The sequence below is a fragment of the Leptospiraceae bacterium genome, from assembly GCA_024233835.1.
GTDB lineage: Bacteria > Spirochaetota > Leptospiria > Leptospirales > Leptospiraceae > JACKPC01.
This window is the reverse complement of record JACKPC010000003.1, coordinates 327,914-347,752: the sequence shown is the minus strand read 5'-3', so window position 1 is coordinate 347,752 and position 19,839 is coordinate 327,914. Positions and strand designations below refer to the sequence as shown.

Here is a 19,839-nt window from a genome sequence, read left to right as displayed (position 1 = left end):
CCTTTTTACGTCTCTTAGCTCTAGGAGTTCTGTCATGAAAACATTGAAAATCCTCTTTCTATCCATCTTTTTACTCTTTTCCACCAACCAGTGTACTTCCTGGCCTTCCTTAATTTTCTTCGTTTTAGGTGGCGGTGGAGGTGGTGGAGGTGCTTTATTGCTTCCTCCAGGAGGCGGCAGTTCTACAGAAACAGGCACTGAAACGGGAACAGCTACTGTTACAGGTACCGGAACAGGCACAGAAACTGGTACGGGAACAGGCACGGGAACCGGTACCGGTGTAGCGACTACCACTCCGACGATTATTTCTAGTACAACTACCCAGGGAAGCGGTAATTATACAGTAGGAGCTGTCATTGAAATTAAGATTAATTTCTCTGAAGCAGTTACAGTAAGCGGAACTCCTAAAATCACTTTAAATAATGGCATTACTGTAAACTACTCTTCCGGAACGGGAAGTAGCACCCTCGTTTTTACTTATACAGTATCGTCTCTCGACGATTATAACGGTTTGGATCTGGCCAGCACTTCGGCCCTTTCCTTGAATGGTGGAAGTATTAAAAACGCCGATTCCTCTAAAGACGCTGACATCACAACTCCTACTCCCGGCTCTGCTACTTCTATCAGTGGCAACCAGAGTATTATCATAGACACCTTGCCACCAACTGTATCCTCAGTGACCTCGAGCACTCCTAATGGAACTTATTCTAATTTATCTTCAACAAATAGCATCAGCGTTCAGGTTAAATATAATGAAACTGTTTCTGTAAGCGGAACTCCGAGATTAAAATTAAATACAACTCCCAATCAATATGCTACCTATACTTCCGGTTCAGGAACTGATACTTTAACCTTTACCTATACAATTCAAGCTGGAGATGCCAGTAATGATTTGAACTATGTAGACACAGCCAGCCTTGAGCTAAACGGAGGCTCTATTCGGGATCAGGCAACAAATAATGCAAGTCTAAGCCTACCGGCTACAACAAGTGCTTCTTCTTTAGGAATATCAAAAGATATTGTTATCAATACAAATGTCGTAGTAGTTTCTTCCGTAAACTCTTCAACAACAGATGGTACATACAAAGCCGGTCAATCAGTCAGCATCCAGGTAAACTTTTCTAATGCTGTTGATGTAACCGGAACCCCTACTCTTACACTCGAAACCGGGACCACGGATCGTACAATAAACTATGTTTCCGGAACCGGGACCAATGCTTTAACTTTTACTTATACAGTTCAGACAGGCGATACAACATCTGATCTCGACTATACCTCCTCTACAGCTCTAAGTCTTAACGGAGGAACAATCAAAGCCAGTTCCAATGCAACAGATGCTATCCTTACCCTCGCTATTCCCGGAGCTGTAAACTCTTTAGGGGCCAACAAGGCTATTGTCATTGACACTACTGCCCCTACTGTAAGCAGTGTTACATCATCCAAAGTCGATGGAAGTTATAAAGCAGGAGAGGTTATCGATATCTTAATTAGCTTCAGTGAAAATATTACCGTTACAGGAACTCCCACACTCACCCTCGAAACCGGTGGAACCGATGCAGTTGTGAATTATTTAAGTGGTTCCGGGGGCAATACTTTAACCTTCCGTTATACTGTAGGTGCGGGACATGCCACATCTGATCTGGACTATGTAGCTACAAACTCTCTGGTATTAAATGGAGGTAGCATTAATGATCCGGCTGGTAACGCAGCTACACTTACTTTACCTACTCCCGCAGCAGCAGGATCTTTAGGTGCTAACAAAGCCATTGTTATCGACACTACTGCTCCGACCGTTACCAATGTAACTTCTTCTACTACCAACGGAACCTACAAAGCCGGGCAGTCAGTCAGCATTCAGGTGACTTTTTCGGAAACCGTTACAGTCAATACAACCGGAGGAACTCCCACACTCACCCTCGAAACCGGAACTACCGATAGAAATGCAAGTTATGCTTCCGGTTCGGGAACCAATACTTTAACTTTTACTTATACAGTTCAGGCTGGCGATACCAGTGCTGACCTCGACTACGTTGCTAATAACTCACTTGCACTGAACGGGGGAACCATACTTGATGCAGCTTCTAATGCAGCTACTCTGACATTAGCGAATCCCGCTGCGGCAAATTCTCTCGGTGCCAACAAAGCAATAGTCATTGATACTACAGCACCTACTGTTACCAATGTGACCTCTTCTACTGTCAATGGAACTTATAAAGTCGGACAGTCAGTCAGTATTCAAGTGACTTTCTCGGAAGTTGTTACCGTGAATACAACCGGTGGTATTCCAACACTCACACTCGAAACAGGAGCCACTGATAGAAATGCTACCTACGATTCCGGTTCAGGTTCCAATACTTTAACTTTTACTTATACAGTTCAGGCTGGCGATACCTCTTCTGATCTCGACTACGTCGCTAATAATTCACTTGCCTTAAACGGTGGAACCATTAACGATGCGGGAGCAAATGCTGCTACATTGACTCTTGCAAACCCCGCTGCGGCAAATTCTCTCGGTGCCAATAAGGCCATTGTCATCGACACTACTGCTCCGACCGTTACCAATGTAACTTCTTCTACTACCAACGGAACCTATAAAGCCGGTGATTCGGTAAGCATTCAGGTGACTTTTTCGGAAACCGTTACAGTCAATACAACCGGAGGAACTCCCACACTCACCCTCGAAACCGGAGCAACCGATAGAAATGCAAGTTATGCTTCCGGTTCGGGAACCAGCACTTTAACTTTTACTTATACCGTTCAGGCTGGTGACACCAGTGCTGACCTCGACTACGTTGCCAATAACTCTCTTGCTCTAAATAGCGGGACCATTAAAGACGCAGTGGGCAATGATGCAACTCTTACTCTGGCCACACCCGGCAACACCGGCTCCCTGGGAGCCAATAAGGCGATTGTAATTGATACGACTTCTCCAACTGTTACAGGTGTCACCTCAAGCAAAAGCAACGGAACATATAAAGCAGGAGAATCAATTGATATAGATATTTCCTTTTCAGAGGCTGTTACAGTAGTAACTACAGGAGGAACACCGACTATAACACTGGAAACAGGAACAACAGATCAAAGCGTAACTTACACTTCAGGTAGTGGTTCAACCACCCTCACTTTCTCCTACACAGTACAGGCGGGTGATACAAGTTCCGATCTGGACTATGTAGCAAATAACTCTCTTGCTCTAAATAGCGGGACCATTAAAGATTCAGTGGGTAATGATGCAACTTTAACCTTACCCAACCCGGCTGCTACAAACTCTCTGGGGGCAAACAAAGACATTATTATAGATACAGCAGCTCCAACCGTTACCAATGTAACTTCTTCTACTACCGATGGGACTTATAAAGTCGGTGATTCGGTAAGCATTCAGGTGACTTTTTCGGAAACCGTTACCGTGAATACAACCGGTGGAATTCCATCCTTAACTCTCGAAACCGGAACTACTGATAGAAATGCTACCTACGCTTCAGGAAGTGGAACCAATACTTTAAATTTTACTTATACAGTTCAGGCTGGCGATACCTCTTCTGACCTTGACTACGTCGCCAATAGCTCTCTCGCTCTAAATAGCGGGACCATTAACGATGCAGCAGGCAATCCGGCCACACTTACTCTGGCAAATCCGGCAGCAGCAGGCTCTTTAGGTGCCAATAAGGCCATTGTCATCGATACGACAGTTCCGACTGTTACCGGTGTAACCTCTTCTACTGCCAATGGAACTTATAAAGTCGGGCAATCAATCAGCATTCAGGTGGTTTTCTCGGAAGTTGTTACCGTGAATACAACCGGTGGTATTCCATCCTTAACCCTCGAAACCGGAACCACCGATAGAAATGCTACCTACGATTCAGGAAGTGGAACCAATACTTTAACTTTTACTTATACTGTTCAGACAGGTGATACCTCTTCTGACCTCGACTATGTAGCGAATAATTCTCTTGCTCTAAATAGCGGAACTATTAACGATACAGCAGGAAACCCGGCCACACTGACTCTCGCAAACCCGGCAGCAGCAGGTTCCCTGGGTGCCAATAAGGCCATTGTCATCGATACGACCGTTCCAACTGTTGCCAATGTTACTTCATCAAAAGCTGATGGAAGTTATAAAGCCACTGAAGTAATCGATATTACTATTACTTTCAGTGAAAATGTTACCGTAACAGGCACACCCCAAGTCACCCTCGAAACCGGTGGAACCGATGCTGTCGTAGACTACTTCGGTGGTTCAGGTAGTAACACTTTAACTTTCCGTTATACTGTGGGAGCCGGTCATACAAGTGCCGACTTAGATTACATCAGCACTACCGCATTGGCTCTAAATAGCGGAACTATTAATGATGCAGCAGGCAATCCGGCAACACTTACTCTCGCAGCACCCGGTGCTGCCAACTCACTGGGTGCTAACAAGGCTATTGTCATCGACACGACCGTTCCGACTGTTACCAATGTAACCTCTACTAAAGCTGATGGAACTTACGGTATTAGCGAATCTATTGATATTACAATTACTTTCAGTGAAAATGTTACCGTAACAGGCACTCCCCAAATCACCCTCGAAACCGGTGGAACCGATGCTGTCGTAGACTACTTCGGTGGTTCAGGTAGTAACACTTTAACTTTCCGTTATGCTGTGGGTGCAGGACATACCACATCCGACCTCGACTACGTTGCCAATAACTCTCTTGCTCTAAATAGTGGAACTATTAACGATACAGCCGGAAACGCTGCTACGCTTACTCTTGCAAACCCGGCAGCAGCAGGCTCTTTAGGTGCAAACAAAGCCATTGTCATTGATACTACAGTACCGACTGTTACCAATGTAACTTCTTCTACTACCGATGGAACCTATAAAGCCGGTGATTCAGTCAGCATTCAGGTGACCTTTTCGGAAGCTGTTACGGTAAATACAACCGGAGGAACTCCGTCTTTAACCCTCGAAACCGGAGCAACCGATAGAAATGCTACCTATGCTTCCGGTTCAGGAACCAGTACTTTAACTTTTACTTATACAGTTCAGGCTGGTGACACCAGTGCTGACCTCGACTACGTTGCCAATAGCTCACTTGCTCTAAACAGCGGAACCATTAACGATGCAGCCGGAAACGCTGCTACGCTTACTCTTGCAAACCCGGCAGCAGCAGGCTCTTTAGGTGCAAATAAGGCTATCGTGATTGATACTGCTGTTCCGACCGTGACAAACGTATCTTCTTCTACTGCCGATGGGACCTATAAAGCCGGGCAGTCAGTCAGCATCCAAATTACCTTCTCCGAAGCGGTTACGGTAAATACAACCGGAGGAACTCCGTCTTTAACCCTCGAAACCGGAGCAACCGATAGAAATGCTACCTATGCTTCCGGTTCAGGAACCAATACTTTAACTTTTACTTATACAGTTCAGGCTGGTGATACAAGTGCTGACCTCGACTATGTTGCTAATAACTCTCTTGCTCTAAATAGCGGAACCATTAACGATGCAGCCGGAAACGCTGCAACGCTTACTCTTGCCAATCCGGCAGCAGCAGGTTCTTTAGGTGCCAATAAAGCTATTGTAATTGATACTACCGTTCCGACTGTTACCAATGTAACTTCCACAAAAGCTGATGGCAGTTATAAAGCCAGTGAAGTAATCGATGTTACGATTACTTTCAGCGAAAATGTTACCGTAACAGGAACTCCACAAATCACCCTCGAAACCGGATCAACCGATGCAGTCGTAGACTATTTCGGTGGTTCCGGTAGTAACACCTTAACTTTCCGTTACACTGTGGGTGCAGGACATACCACATCTGACCTCGACTACGTTGCCAATAACTCACTTGCTCTAAATAGCGGAACCATCAATGATGCAGCCGGTAACGCAGCTACCCTGACTCTTGCCAATCCGGCAGCAGCTGGTTCCTTAGGTGCCAATAAAGCCATTGTCATTGATACTACCGTTCCTACTATAGTCGGTGTTACATCCAGTAAAGCCAACGGTAGTTATAAGGCAGGTGATACAATTGATATTGAAGTCTCTTTTTCAGAAGCAGCATTTGTCACAGGTAGCCCCTATATCACCCTCGAAACAGGAGCAACTGATAGAAATGTAAGTTATACTTCCGGTAGCGGCAGCAGTACCTTAGTTTTTAGCTATACAGTGCAGGCAGGTGATACAAGTGCTGATTTAGATTATATTAGCAATTCTGCCCTGGTTCTGAATAGCGGAACCATTAATGATACAGCAGGTAACCCGGCCACACTCACTCTTGCGGCTCCCGGTGCTGCAAACTCTCTAGGTGCCAATAAGGCTATTGTCATTGATACTACCGTTCCGACTGTCAGTAGTGTAACTTCTACCAAAGCTGATGGAAGCTATAAGGCAGGAGATGTAATTGATGTGACCATTACTTTCAGCGAAAATGTTACTGTAACAGGCACTCCGCAAATCACCCTCGAAACAGGTGCAACCGATGCAGTCGTAGACTACTTCGGTGGTTCAGGTAGTAATACTTTAACTTTCCGTTATACAGTAGCTGCCGGCCATACAAGTGCCGACTTAGATTACATCAGCACTACCGCATTGGCTCTAAACAGTGGAACCATTAACGATGCAGCCGGTAACCCGGCCACACTCACTCTCGCTGCTCCCGGTGCTGCAAACTCACTGGGTGCCAATAAAGCCATTGTGATTGACACAAGCGTTCCGACTGTTAGTAATGTTACTTCTTCAACCACAGATGGAACCTACAAACTGGGTGATTCTATTAGCATTCAAGTAGTTTTCTCTGAAAACGTGAATGTCTCAGGTACTCCACTTTTAACCCTGGAAACCGGGACTACAGACAGGACAGCAAGCTATGCTTCCGGAAGCGGAACCAATACTTTAACTTTTACTTATACAGTTCAGGCAGGAGACAATAGCACCGATCTGGATTATACAGCTACTACTTCTCTCGCTCTAAATGGAGGAACCATTAAGGACACAGCTTTAAATGATGCCACATTGACTCTTTTTAGCCCAGGAGCCACAAACTCATTAGGTGCCAATAAAGCCATCGTGATTGATGGTATCGTTCCGACCGTTACCAATGTAACATCTACAAAAGCTGATGGAACTTATGGTTCGGGAGTCAGTATCGATGTAACAGTCACATTCTCTGAAGCCGTTACGGTCAATACAGGCGGTGGCACTCCGTACTTGACTCTTGAAACAGGAACTACAGACAGGAATGCTACCTACGCTTCAGGAAGTGGAACCAACACTTTAACTTTTACTTATACAGTACAAAATGGCGATAGTAGTGCAGACCTCGATTATACAGCTACCACGGCTCTCGCTCTAAGTGGAGGAACTATAAAGGATACAGCTTTAAATGATGCCACATTGACCCTTTTTAGCCCCGGAGCCACCAACTCTCTTGGTGCCAATAAAGCCATCGTGATAAATGCAGCAGTACCGGAGATTAACTTTACTTCTGCATCCAGTGCAAATAGTGAAAGCACAACTTCTGTAAATATTCCTGTTGCTCTTTCTCTTTCCACCGCTTCAACCGTGACTGTAAACTATGCCGTTACAGGAGGAACAGCAACAGGTAGCGGAACTGACTATACACTTGCATCAGGAACTTTAACATTTACCAACGGAGCCTCTCCTCAAAATATAGCCCTTACTGTTGTAAATGATTCTCTCGATGAAAGTAATGAAACAATAATCATTACTTTAAGTTCTCCTAGTGCTACGGCGACCCTTGGTTCTACCAATGTCCATACTTACACAATCACGAACGATGATACAGCCGGCGTCACCCTTTCTAAAACCACTTCCAGTGCAACAGAAGGAGGAAGTTCCGATTCGTATACAGTTGTTTTGAATACTCAACCTACAGCAGATGTTAGTATAAGTTTCGGAACCAGCCCTCAACTATCCAACGTATCACCGGTAACCTTCACAACCTCTGATTGGAATACTCCAAAAACCGTGAATGTGGTGGCAATCGATGATAGTATAGAGGAAGGCAACACTTATACACATAACCTGACTCATTCTGCATCCAGTTCAGATTCTAAATACAATGGGATTTCTATCAGCGACAACGTAGTAACAATCACCGATAATGATACAGCAGGAATTACGATTTCCAAAACCACAGCAGCTGTAACAGAAGGTGGAACTACAGACTCATATACTCTCGTTCTCACTTCAGAGCCTACAGCTGATGTGACCATTGCTTTCAACACTGGAACACAGGTTACAGCAATTACTTCGCTTGTTTTCACTTCTTCTAACTGGAGTACGGCTCAAACCGTAAATGTTTCAGCCATTGATGACTCCAATATTGAAGGCACACATACACAAAACATTGTTCATACGGTTACAAGCTCCGATACCTACTATAATAATTTTAGTATCAGCAACAATGCTGTAACGATTACAGATAATGACGTAGCCTCTATATCCATCACCCAATCCGGTGGAAGCACTAATGTTACGGAAGGAGGTAGCACAGACACCTATACAGTAGTTCTTACAGCAGCACCCACAGCAACAGTAACAGTAAGTGTGGCGATACCTAATAGCCAGGTAACAGTAAGCCCGACAGATTTAACTTTTACTACAGGTGACTGGAACTCCGCACAGACAGTAACCGTTACAGCAGTAAACGATGCTATCGCAGAAGGAAATCATACTTCGGCCATCAATTATACAGCCAGTAGCACGGACGGAAACTATAATGGGAAAACTGCCAGTGTGACTGCTAATATAACCGACAACGATTCGGCAGGTGTTAGTATTGTTGAATCTTCCTCTTCAACCGATGTAACCGAGGGAGGAACAACAGATACTTATACAGTTGTTTTAACTTCAGCTCCTACAAATGATGTAACCATAACTGTCACCGGAAATGCAGATGCATCTGTTAGCCCCACTTCCTTAACCTTCACTTCCGGCAACTGGAGTACAACTCAGACCGTAACTGTAACGGCTGTGGATGATACGATTTATGAGGGAACACAGACTGCTACGATAACACATTCGGCCAGTAGTTCAGATGGTAATTACAATGGAATCAGTATCGCTTCCGTTACAGCCAATGTTACCGATAATGATTCGCAACCTACTATTAGCATCAATGATGTAGCAGTAACAGAAGGAAACTCCGGCACTGTAGATGTGATTTTTACTGTAAGTCTATCCCATCAATCTGAATCAGCCATCAGTGTAAACTATGCAACTGCGGACAATACAGCAACCACGGCTGATTCCGATTACACAGCTATTAGCTCAACTGCCCTTAACTTCGCAGCCTTAGATACTTCTAAAACGATTACAGTTGTTGCAAACGGAGACACAAAAGATGAAAACAATGAAACCTTCTATGTAAACCTGAGCGGAGCAACAGGAGCCACTATTTCGGATAGTCAGGGTAGTGGAACAATAAACAACGATGATACGGCTCCAACTGTGCAATTTGCATCTGCTACCAGTAATTCTACTGACGAAAGCACAAACAACAGGTTAATTACCCTGAATCTTTCTGCTGCTTCCGGAAAAACCGTAAGTGTAGTAGTTACAGATGCAGGCGGTACTGCAACTTCCAGCACTGACTATACAGCCATAGGTTCTCCTTTAACTGTAAACTTCTCCGCAGGAACCACTTCTCAAACCGTTACTATAGCGGTAATTCAGGACTTAATTTATGAATCGGGAAATGAAACAGTAGTACTAACTTTGAGCTCACCAACAAATGCAACACTCGGAACACAAACCACCCACACATTCACCATTATTGATGATGAAATCGGAATCAGTTCTGCTCAGACTATGGATTGTGATAATAATGGTAAAATTGATCACTACAAATTGACTTTCAGTGCTGCCGTTACCGATTCTACCTTCCCCGGTTATTCTGTAGATGCTCTCGGAACAGCTACCACCCACTGGTTAATAGCAGGATACAGCAATGTGGCCTTACATCATGGAACAGCAGTCAACTCAGCCTGTGGTGTAACAGATGCAGTTAATGATACTGTTCTTTATCTTAGCTTTACAGAAGGTGCCGGATACGATACAGGGGCCAAACCCGACCTGACTACTTCCACTACACCTACTCTCACAGGTGCCACAGGAACTGTTGCTCAAGCTTTCTCAGCTTCTGTCACGGAAGCTGACACAGCCAAACCGGTTGTAGTAAGTGCTACAGGAAATAGTGCAAGCAATATACTATCTGTCACTTTTTCCGAACCAGTTTACGGAGCAAGTGGTTCACCCGCCTGCGGAGGTGGTGGCGGAGATTTAGGAACTTCTACCTTAACTTATTCTAACTTAAGTGCCGGAGGAGCGACTTCTATTACTGCAATGGGTACTGATACCTGTGGAATTGATAATACAGCTAAATATTTACTTGATACAGCTTTCAACTCAGGAGATAATGGAGTGGATACGGTAGCTGCTTCCGGTAATATTTATGATGCAGCCAATAACACAGGTAATCCAACAACAAAAACTGTTTCTATTACAATAGGACCTGTTATCACCCAAATCTATCAATATGATGTGGACAGTGATGGTAAGATCGATCAGATAAAGGTCCTATTCTCTTCTAATATTCAAGATAGCTCAATTACTGACGCTGAAGCAGGACGATTTAGTCTTGATGGAACTGCATTAGTTAAGATAGATAGCACTGCCGGAGGTACTGGCACAATCACATCTCCGAATGATGATCCTGGTATTTCGAGCGACAACATTGTCACTGTTATCACTGACGACTTTAGTGTATCCGGAACTGAGAAAAAATCCATGTCTTTCACAATGCAAAGCGGAAAATGGTTAGGTTCCGGAGTTGAATTACAATCGGTTGCTGATTTATCCGCTGAAATTATAGATAAGGCCCCACCCATTATTTTAACAGCAGTTGCGGCAGAAAATGCAACCGCAGGAGCAGGGATAGACTCAGATGATACTTTACTGATAACATTTTCAGAACCTACTAATAAACCAAATATTGACAATAACAATATAGCCAGCATATTATCATTAAGTTCCTCACACACCTGGAATGATATAAGCTCAGCTGTATGGAACGTTACAGGTGACAAATTAACCATAACCTTTGCAGGAACAGGTTCTCCAAGTATCAGTATAGGGGATTATATTACCATTCTTGGAACCATTACCGATACTGCAACAAGTCCCAACACCTCTGTAAACTTACAATCCCTGAATCCAATAAGCGGAAAGTTTGAAGTAGCTGTTCCTGTTTTAACAAATGCCAGTTCCATGAACCCGACTACAGTGCGAATAACTTACTCCTTACCGGTAAATGAAACACAGGCCACAACTATAGGAAACTATAAAATAGCTAATTCAACTTCCGTAACAGGTATTTGCTCAAATAATTCAAACTTTACAGGTACCAGTTCATCTCTAAGTATAACAGGGATTACAAAAATTGATGATAATACCTATGATCTAACAACCCTTACTCAGGTTAACGGCAACAGCTATACGGTATTAGCCGATAAATCAAGTATTACTCACAGGGATTATCCAAGCTATACCATAGCCTGTCCGAACAACGCCAACTTTGTAGGACAGGAAAAACTAAAAGTTTCAAATAGCGTTTGTATTGATTTAAAATCCCTAGTAGTAAGCTTCTCTAAACCCGTTAAAAGCGGTGTAAATTTAGCAAATTCAGCTGAATGTAACACTGTCAGCGAATGTGCCAGTAGATATACAGTTAAAGGAATTGTAAGCGGAACTGAAGTCGGAAACATAACTTCTGTAAAAGTATTAGATGGAACTGTATGTGGTGGACTTTCAGCAAATCCAAATAAAGTCTGTATAACACATGAACTCAACCAAAATGGTAGTATCTACACAATCATCGCAGCGAATAATACAAACGGAGATGGCTTTGATGATACTTCCTTTGGAGCCATACAGGATACAAGCGGAACTGAAAATTTACAAGCAACTCCAAAAGATCGCGGTAGCTTTACCGGTTGCGGAACCACTCCTCATAATTTCGTAGATGGTCCGGTTATCTCCGATCCGTTTGGCGATGGAACGGCATTCGGTTATTTAGAAAAATATAATAATAAAATATATATAGGTCCGAATAAAAATGGAAATGGAGCTACACGCTTTAATGCAGATGGCTCTTCTCCAGAAAATCTTACTTTCGAAATTTTAAAAGATACTACAGGAAGCAGACAGTCAGACAGCACCGCTTCCGCACCTTTCAACTCAATAGGCTCAACAGGTTGCACAGCTAATAATAATTCAACTGCCGGCTGTGGTCCCAATAATGAAAATGGTCGGGGTAATTTTGTTGTGGGTACATTCGGTGGAAACGAATATTTATTTATATCCGGCGTAAAAGACAGTAATAATGACTACCTCTATTTTACAACTGATACAGATTCGGTATTAAACTTCGATTATCTTGATGCGAGTTGGGGATTCGATAACTATGATGGCTGCCGTGCATCCTGGAGTTCAAGCGTAGTATGGAATTCAGTTAGTGAATCTATCCACATCTTTAATGGAATTATTTACTGGAGTGTACCTGGAGCTGGAACAAACCGCCCTTTTCTTACCAAGATTAACACTCTGAACAATGAAATGGTCTGCGGTCCTGATGGAGGTTATATGAATATGAGATATATGACAGGAGTAGGAAGAATTGCAGCCACAAGGCCAGCTCAGCCTGATAATTTAGGAGGCTATTTTACTTCTTTTAATGATAGAGTCTATTTCATGAATTCAGGTTCAATATCTTTTAATACAAGTACCTGCAAAGAAGGTAATACCTATTCGGCAGGTGTTTGTGAACAAAATGGAGGTTTTATTCGTTCAACAAATAATGCTCCTACAAATTGCACCAGTTCTGCTTGTTCCGATTGGGTTGATATTACACCAAATTCAACCGATTATAAAAAATATTTTTCCATTGGTCTGGAAAAACTCACAGATCTTATTCCGGCCAATAAACCCATACCGGGTGCCACCGAGTTTCAGGGTAAATTATTCGTAATTCGAAATGCATGTATGCAGGCTCTCTGGGATAATAGCTGTGCTTTTTCAAGCAACTGTAGTGATGATATGCTTTGTCCTGCTGGACAGGAAGTTCCTCAGCTATGGAAATGCGATCCGGGCCTAAGCGGTAACGCTAATGAATGTGATTCTGGGGATTGGACTCTTGTGGCTCAAAATTCTTCTACAGGTAAAACAAACTTCGGAGATACTAATAATAATAAAATTACTATGGTTGCGGGTAATGGAGACTATCTATATGTGGGTTTTGACAATGTTTCAACAGGCATTGAAGTATGGAGAACCAATGTAACGAACCCGTCTTTAGAAAGCGATTTTAGTCAGATAGGTGGTGATGGATTCGGAAGTGGAACGAATATTACTGAAATCTATGATCATGTTTCCTTGAATAATGGTTCTGTCTATTATCTTTATTTGAGTATTGGGAAAAATAGTGTTCCGGTTCGAGTTCACAGACAGCAGAATATTGGACCGGTTGTTTTAAATAACATACTGCATCCCAAGGAAGAAACTAATCTCATTGCTTATATCGGTAAGTGGCAAAATTTGAAATATGCTATGGGATTCTTTATATTTGCATCATTTCTAATTCTGTTATTACATTACATACGAAATGCAAGAAAAAGTAGGTCTATATCCCCATGAAATAATGAGCACAAATAAACCATTTGAGCTTTTTCAAAATCTCTAAAAAATAATAGCTCCATTTTCCGGGGAAGTAGGCGAACCATCGGTGGTTCGCCTACGTTTAATAAAGTTTCCCACTTCTCTGGGAGAATTACTTTTTTTCTTGCATTTTTTAATAATAGCTTAATAATTTATTTCCTTTTTACGTCTCTTTGCTTTAGGAGTTCTGTCATGAAAACATTGAAAATCCTCTTTCTATCCATCTTTTTACTCTTTTCCACCAGCCAGTGTACTTCCTGGCCTTCCTTAATTTTCTTCGTTTTAGGTGGCGGTGGAGGTGGTGGAGGTGCTTTATTACTTCCTCCCGGAGGCGGAAGTTCTACAGAAACAGGAACCGGAACAGGTACAGAAACCGGAACAGGTACAGGAACAGCAACTGTTACAGGAACTGGGGGAACAGATGCTGCTACCGCCATCAGTATGTTGACCGCTAATGGTAATGGTTACCTCTACGTTGGTTTTGATGACCCCACCTACGGATTAAAAGTATTCCGTTATACAGGAACTACTCCCGGTGCTACTTCCGGAACCATGTCAAGTGCAAGCTGGACTCAACTCGGAACTGATGGACTCGGAGCCAGTGCTAAATATATCATGACTGCCGCTTCTCTCTATGACTCAGTATCAGATAAGAACTACCTCTACATTGTTATTGGTAACGAACTCGGCTCTTCTGCTATTAAGGTGGTAAGACAGGCTGACTAAAATTATCGGGCAGTATAAGCTGCCCGTTTTGTTATACTTTTTAAGGAGATTTTATGAAACCTTTACTCATCCTTCCCCTTCTTCTGCTGGGATTTTTAATATCCTGTAACCATGCAAGAATACGTTTCCCCAAAAAAGAAATTGCATTACAGGTAAAAGCTACACCCAAAGAGTGCCAGGGGAATTTGAAATCCAAGAAAGATAAAGATGCCTGTGAAGCTGCCAAAAAAAAGTTGGACGAAGAAATTGCAGCTCAAGCAGCCGAAAAAGAAAAGAACCCGGAAGTCAAAACCTATATTCAAAAGTTTTACGTCTGGGGTTACTATCCTAAGGCAATTAAGGTTGATATTACAAATGATTGTGCCGGAAGAGGAATACAGGAAGTATACCAGTTTGCTACCTGGCAACAGGAAGTCATAGGGCAGCTTGCTCTCGGAATGTATATGCCGAGAACCTTACGCGTAACCTGTTATTAAAGGAGAAAGATAATGAAATCCATATACATTTTTTTAGTAATCTTCTTCTCGCTTTTTATACTAAATTGCCAGACTACAGAAATTATTTTTAGTAATAACATCGCGAATGAAGCACCCGATAGAAAGGAAACAGAAAAACAAACCTATGCAAGTCTCGGTCTCGGAATTTATGAGTATACAAAACCTAAAGAAGCTTCCTGCGGCAATGATGTAGAAAAACTAATCATAAAACGAAATGCGGTAGATGCCACTATCTACTTTCTTATTGGTGGAATTTATACCCAGAGATCTATCTATGTCTACTGTAAAGATAAACTTCCGGCAACAGAAACTGTACCTGCAATAAAAGAAGAACCCAAAAAAGAAAAAAAGAAAAAGTAAACCTTCTAACTATATCATACTTGCATATTTTTTCCGATATTTATATGGATAATCAATATGCAAGTTTTCAAATTATACGTATTCCTCTTATTCTTTCTATCCTATACAATACATTCCGATCCCAATAAAAGTATACAGGGTTTTTACGGAGAAAAAGCCATAGGACTGAGTGGTGCCTATACTGCCCTATCTGATGACCCATCCGGACTTTATTATAATCCCGCAGGGATTGCATTTGCTATCAATGATAGTATCTCTGTAAATGCAAGTAGCTATCAAGTTTTCCGTAAAACATATGAAAACGTATTTGGACCAGGTCAAAGTTATACCAGAGAATCTAAAAACTTCTTACCCAATTTTATCGGTGTAATAAAGACATTCGATAAAATTAATGTAGGGTTTTCCGTAGTGAATGTATTATCCATGAAATATTATCTATCAGGTGAAAATAATCTTCCCCTGTATGAACCCAATGTTTTAAGTTATAAAGCAGATGCAACAGAAAACTCCCAGGCTTTTTTAATAGGACCCGGCTTGGGTTATAAACTAAGTTCAAAAATTTCTTTAGGCCTTAGTCTTTTTTATTCTTATGATTTTGAAGATTTGTTACTTACTGCTACTATAGACAAAAAAGATGGTTCCGTAACAAAAAACTCCATTAAAACAAAAAGGACAACAACAGGAATTCTACCCATCTTAGGAATGCAAATCCAGGCAAGCAATAAACTATCTATAGGATTTTCAATCAGGAGAAATGTTACCTATAGACATGAAAGATTCATGAATTCTAATACATTAAATGCTGAAGCCAATGGTTCGACATTTACACGTAATAAAGAATTTATAGAAGTATCTGACAGGACAGCTGTTGCATTTGATGAACCCGTAATGATATATTTTCCAAATCCTAAGGTTGGTAAAGTTCCTGAACTAACCGAGGGTAGATTGGGAATGGCTTATTTTTATTCCCCACGCTTTCTTTTCTCTACAGATATTATCTATACAAGCTCTTACTGGCATGCAAAAAGAACCCTGGGGTATACTACTCCTCTAAATGCTTTTGTTTCGGCTGATAATACCTCTATGAATAATATTAATAGACAATCAACGCTTAACTTCGCACTGGGAATGGAATTTTTCCTAACAGAAACTTTTGCTATTCGTTTAGGAACCTATACCAATTATAGTAATGCCGAAAGGCATAGTAACCTTCAAATGCAAATTAGCCGCTTTTACTCCAACCCCTATTCACCCCTACCACTCCCGGTAACAGACAAATTCTATTACATACCTACTTCAGAAAGAACTGAATTTATTGATAACTTCGGTTATTCCATAGGTTTTGCATTTGAATCTACGAGGAGTGTTATTAGTCTTAGTTTTATTATAGAAAAAGGAAGAGGGAGAGGGTTTGCTTTTAATAGCATGATTCCTCAAACTATAAAAGAACTCAATCTCAGTGCCTATTTTTCAGCCGGTACAAATTATTAATTGGAGAGAAGTCTATTTCCTTATTATAAGAAATTCTACTTGCAATCTAAGGTAATTGCTACAGAGTATTATTGATAAGTCCCAAAAAGTCAGGTGCTTATCTAAACTTGTAAGGAAACGATTTATCCTTCTTTGATTCCTTTGGAACATGAAGGCTTATAATGCATAGATTTATACTCAAGCTTTAATAACATAATTATGATAATTGAAACAAAAGAAATAATAATACACCCTTCAGCAGTTCTTATATCAAAAACTGACAAAAAAGGGATTATAACCTACGCGAGTCCGGATTTTTTAGAAATTAGCGAATATTCAGTAGGAGAGCTTTTAGGTAAACCACATAACATGATAAGACATCCCGACATGCCCAAAGAAGTATTTAAAGAACTCTGGGATACGATTAAAGCAGGAAGACCCTGGAATGGTATCGTAAAGAATCATAGTAAAAACGGGAAGTTTTACTGGGTAGAGGCTACAATTTCCCCTTTATGGAATAAGGATGAAATATCGGGTTATATTTCTGTAAGAAAAGTAGCAACAAAAGAAAAGATCCAAAAAGCAGAAAAAAAATATCAATTGATCCGAGAAGGAAAACAGAAAAAAAATCCGATTCTACATCTTTTTAAATCTTTAGAAAAATTAGGATTCTCCCTTAGGAGCCAGGCCTTATACACTCTTCTTTCCATTCCTTTTTTTAGCGGAATTTTTTCTGCTTACTTTAGAAGTATTCCTTTATTAAGTATTTCTATAATAGCCTGGTTTAGTTTGATTCCATTATATTTTTTATATATTAGTAAGAATGATAGTAAAAACCTATCTACCATTTTAGACTTAAGCTCTAAGCTTGCAGGTGGTTCTATGCAAAGCGAAATAAAAAAAGATTTCCACAAAGATGATATGACTACCGAGCAAAAAGATATACTCCTTGGCTTAAAAGTAATTTTAATAAGCTTTTGGGGATTGATATCTAAAATAAAAATCATTTTAAATGAACATAAAAATTTGTCTAAAGAGATGTTAGAGCTTTCCGGTACATTTAGCGGACTTATGAGAAACCAGGCTTCTTCTTATGAAGAAATTACTTCGACCATCAAGGAGCTTGCAGGTTCAATGGACAATGTTTCTGTTAACATAAACTCGCAAACTGTAAACCTTCACATGATAAACTATAGCATTGCAGAAATTAGCGAGTCCATTACCATAAATACCCAGGAGCTCGAACTATTAGGAAATACCCTGACTCAATCGGAAAAAAAAGCTGAAGAAGGAAAAAACATTATTACTGAATTAGTTCAGGCTATGAATAATATCAAAGATGCCTCAACAAAAATTGAATCCATCGTTGTATTTATACAAGAAATTTCAGAAAGGACGAATCTTCTATCAATCAATGCCTCGATTGAATCAGCAAGAGCCGGTGAAAATGGAAAAGGCTTTCGAGTAGTAGCGACGGAAATATCTAAATTATCCGAAGAAACTTCGAAAAGTGTAAACGAAATAAAGAAAATTATTGGAGATTCTAAAAGTACAATAGTACAGGGAAATCAAAAAGTAACAGAAGCAGTTAAAACTTTTGATGATATAAATGTTCTTGTTGATTCGTTAAGAGAACATATAGACACTATTACAGGAAAAATGTTGGAACAATTCGAAAAAGCACTCTCTATTCAAAAGAATGTGAATGAAGCAACCAGTTACGCCGAGGCTGTTAATAATAGTGTTAAGCTACAAACTGAATTCACAAATGAAGTGTTTATTGCTGTTGAATCTCTGGCAAACAAAACAGTTGATATTTCTTTAAAAGCTGAATCCCTCTATGATTTCTCCAAACAGATAATGGAGCCTGTTGAGTATATAGGAAAACTAATAAACCACATAGATGTTTAAATTACTAATACAGGTTGGTATTTTATTAATCTCCTATATACCAATCTACAGCCTGGATACACAAGTTCCTCTCGACATACGAAATGAATACTTACCCGGTCTAATTTTTTTGCAACCCAGTCCGGTATCCCCTAAAACTTTAGATAAAGAAAAAGAAGCCTTTCATCTGAACATAAATTTAACTAATGACACAATGGCTTCCAGCAGTTATCCGGCCTATAAGAGATATTACTCAGAAAAGGCTTTAGTATTTAATTATCTTTCTGACTTAAACCTGGATCCTTTAAGACATCAATTACTTACAGAATATGTCCAATACGGACATTTTGAAGCGCAATACAAAACGGTTATAGATGTCGAATATCAGCATATAAGAACCGGTTATAATTATGGAATCGGAAATCATATAGAATTAGGACTAGAGCTAAATATCATTTCATTAAACTCAGGAACCCTGGATCATAGTATAAATCAATACCATTCTATGATAGGTACTTTCACCGGAAAAGAAACCTTTCCGAATAACCATTTTACCTATTCCATGAGTGATGATAGGAAGATATATCTATCTTCCAAAACAGGAACCTACCCGGGAGATACAAATCTATCATTTAAATGGAACTTATTTGAAGATACTACTTCAAGCTTTCAATATTCACTTATTGCTTCTGTCAAGTTACCCACAGGAAACACAAAACAATCTATGGGAAGTGGAAAAGTAGATGCTTCAGCCGGAATGGTTTTTGCCTATAAAAGTAAAAACTTCAATCACTTTGTAAATTCTTCTTTAGTGTATATTAGCAACCCTTTTAAGAATTCTAAAATATCAACATCCCACTATGGAATATTGAGCTACTCAGTTCTGTACCAGTGGACAAATAATTTTGGTATACTGGGACAATTTGATTTTCATTCTTCTATGTATCACTCTCATACTGTTTTTTTAAACCAACCCTCCCTCATGTTTTCAACAGGATTTAATTGGAAATTACTGGATACGGGTCTTCTCCAACTAGGATTCTCTGAAGACATTACTTACCCGGTTCCGGATATATCCTTTTTTTTAAACTATAAAACAAATTTTTAAAACCTTTCTAAGTATTTTCACCCCCTTTTTATTTCAAAAAGACGGGGCATGATGCCCCATAGGAAATCCAC

At 40.6% G+C, this 19,839-nt stretch carries 7 protein-coding genes; all 7 read left to right on the top strand.

Annotated features, from left to right (window positions below; translation table 11 throughout):
- Positions 1–34: 34 nt before the first annotated feature.
- Positions 35–13,696, top strand: a complete 13,662-nt coding sequence (locus H7A25_15930; GenBank protein ID MCP5501391.1) for a hypothetical protein — start codon at positions 35–37, stop codon at positions 13,694–13,696.
- A gap of 213 nt (positions 13,697–13,909) precedes the next feature.
- On the top strand, positions 13,910–14,443 hold the full coding sequence (locus tag H7A25_15925) for a hypothetical protein (GenBank protein MCP5501390.1): 534 nt from the start codon (positions 13,910–13,912) through the stop codon (positions 14,441–14,443).
- A 53-nt stretch (positions 14,444–14,496) separates the two neighbouring features.
- The gene (locus H7A25_15920) at positions 14,497–14,919 is read left to right on the top strand and encodes a hypothetical protein (protein MCP5501389.1); all 423 of its coding nucleotides are present in this window, start codon (positions 14,497–14,499) and stop codon (positions 14,917–14,919) included.
- 12 nt (positions 14,920–14,931) lie between these two features.
- Entirely contained in the window at positions 14,932–15,300 is a 369-nt protein-coding gene (locus tag H7A25_15915; protein MCP5501388.1) for a hypothetical protein, read from the top strand.
- Positions 15,301–15,357: 57 nt separating this feature from the next.
- On the top strand, positions 15,358–16,791 hold the full coding sequence (locus H7A25_15910) for a hypothetical protein (GenBank protein ID MCP5501387.1): 1,434 nt from the start codon (positions 15,358–15,360) through the stop codon (positions 16,789–16,791).
- A 198-nt stretch (positions 16,792–16,989) separates the two neighbouring features.
- Positions 16,990–18,681: a PAS domain-containing methyl-accepting chemotaxis protein gene (locus H7A25_15905; GenBank protein ID MCP5501386.1), complete on the top strand. Its 1,692-nt coding sequence runs from the start codon at positions 16,990–16,992 to the stop codon at positions 18,679–18,681.
- Positions 18,674–19,768: a DUF3187 family protein gene (locus tag H7A25_15900; protein ID MCP5501385.1), complete on the top strand. Its 1,095-nt coding sequence runs from the start codon at positions 18,674–18,676 to the stop codon at positions 19,766–19,768. Before H7A25_15905 ends, H7A25_15900 begins: the two co-directional genes overlap by 8 nt.
- Positions 19,769–19,839: the final 71 nt, after the last annotated feature.

Coding starts and splice junctions, on each gene's coding strand:
- H7A25_15930 (MCP5501391.1), top strand. CDS start 35: ATGAAAACATTGAAAATCCTCTTTCTATCCATCTTTTTACTCTTTTCC.
- H7A25_15925 (MCP5501390.1), top strand. CDS start 13,910: ATGAAAACATTGAAAATCCTCTTTCTATCCATCTTTTTACTCTTTTCC.
- H7A25_15920 (MCP5501389.1), top strand. CDS start 14,497: ATGAAACCTTTACTCATCCTTCCCCTTCTTCTGCTGGGATTTTTAATA.
- H7A25_15915 (MCP5501388.1), top strand. CDS start 14,932: ATGAAATCCATATACATTTTTTTAGTAATCTTCTTCTCGCTTTTTATA.
- H7A25_15910 (MCP5501387.1), top strand. CDS start 15,358: ATGCAAGTTTTCAAATTATACGTATTCCTCTTATTCTTTCTATCCTAT.
- H7A25_15905 (MCP5501386.1), top strand. CDS start 16,990: ATGATAATTGAAACAAAAGAAATAATAATACACCCTTCAGCAGTTCTT.
- H7A25_15900 (MCP5501385.1), top strand. CDS start 18,674: ATGTTTAAATTACTAATACAGGTTGGTATTTTATTAATCTCCTATATA.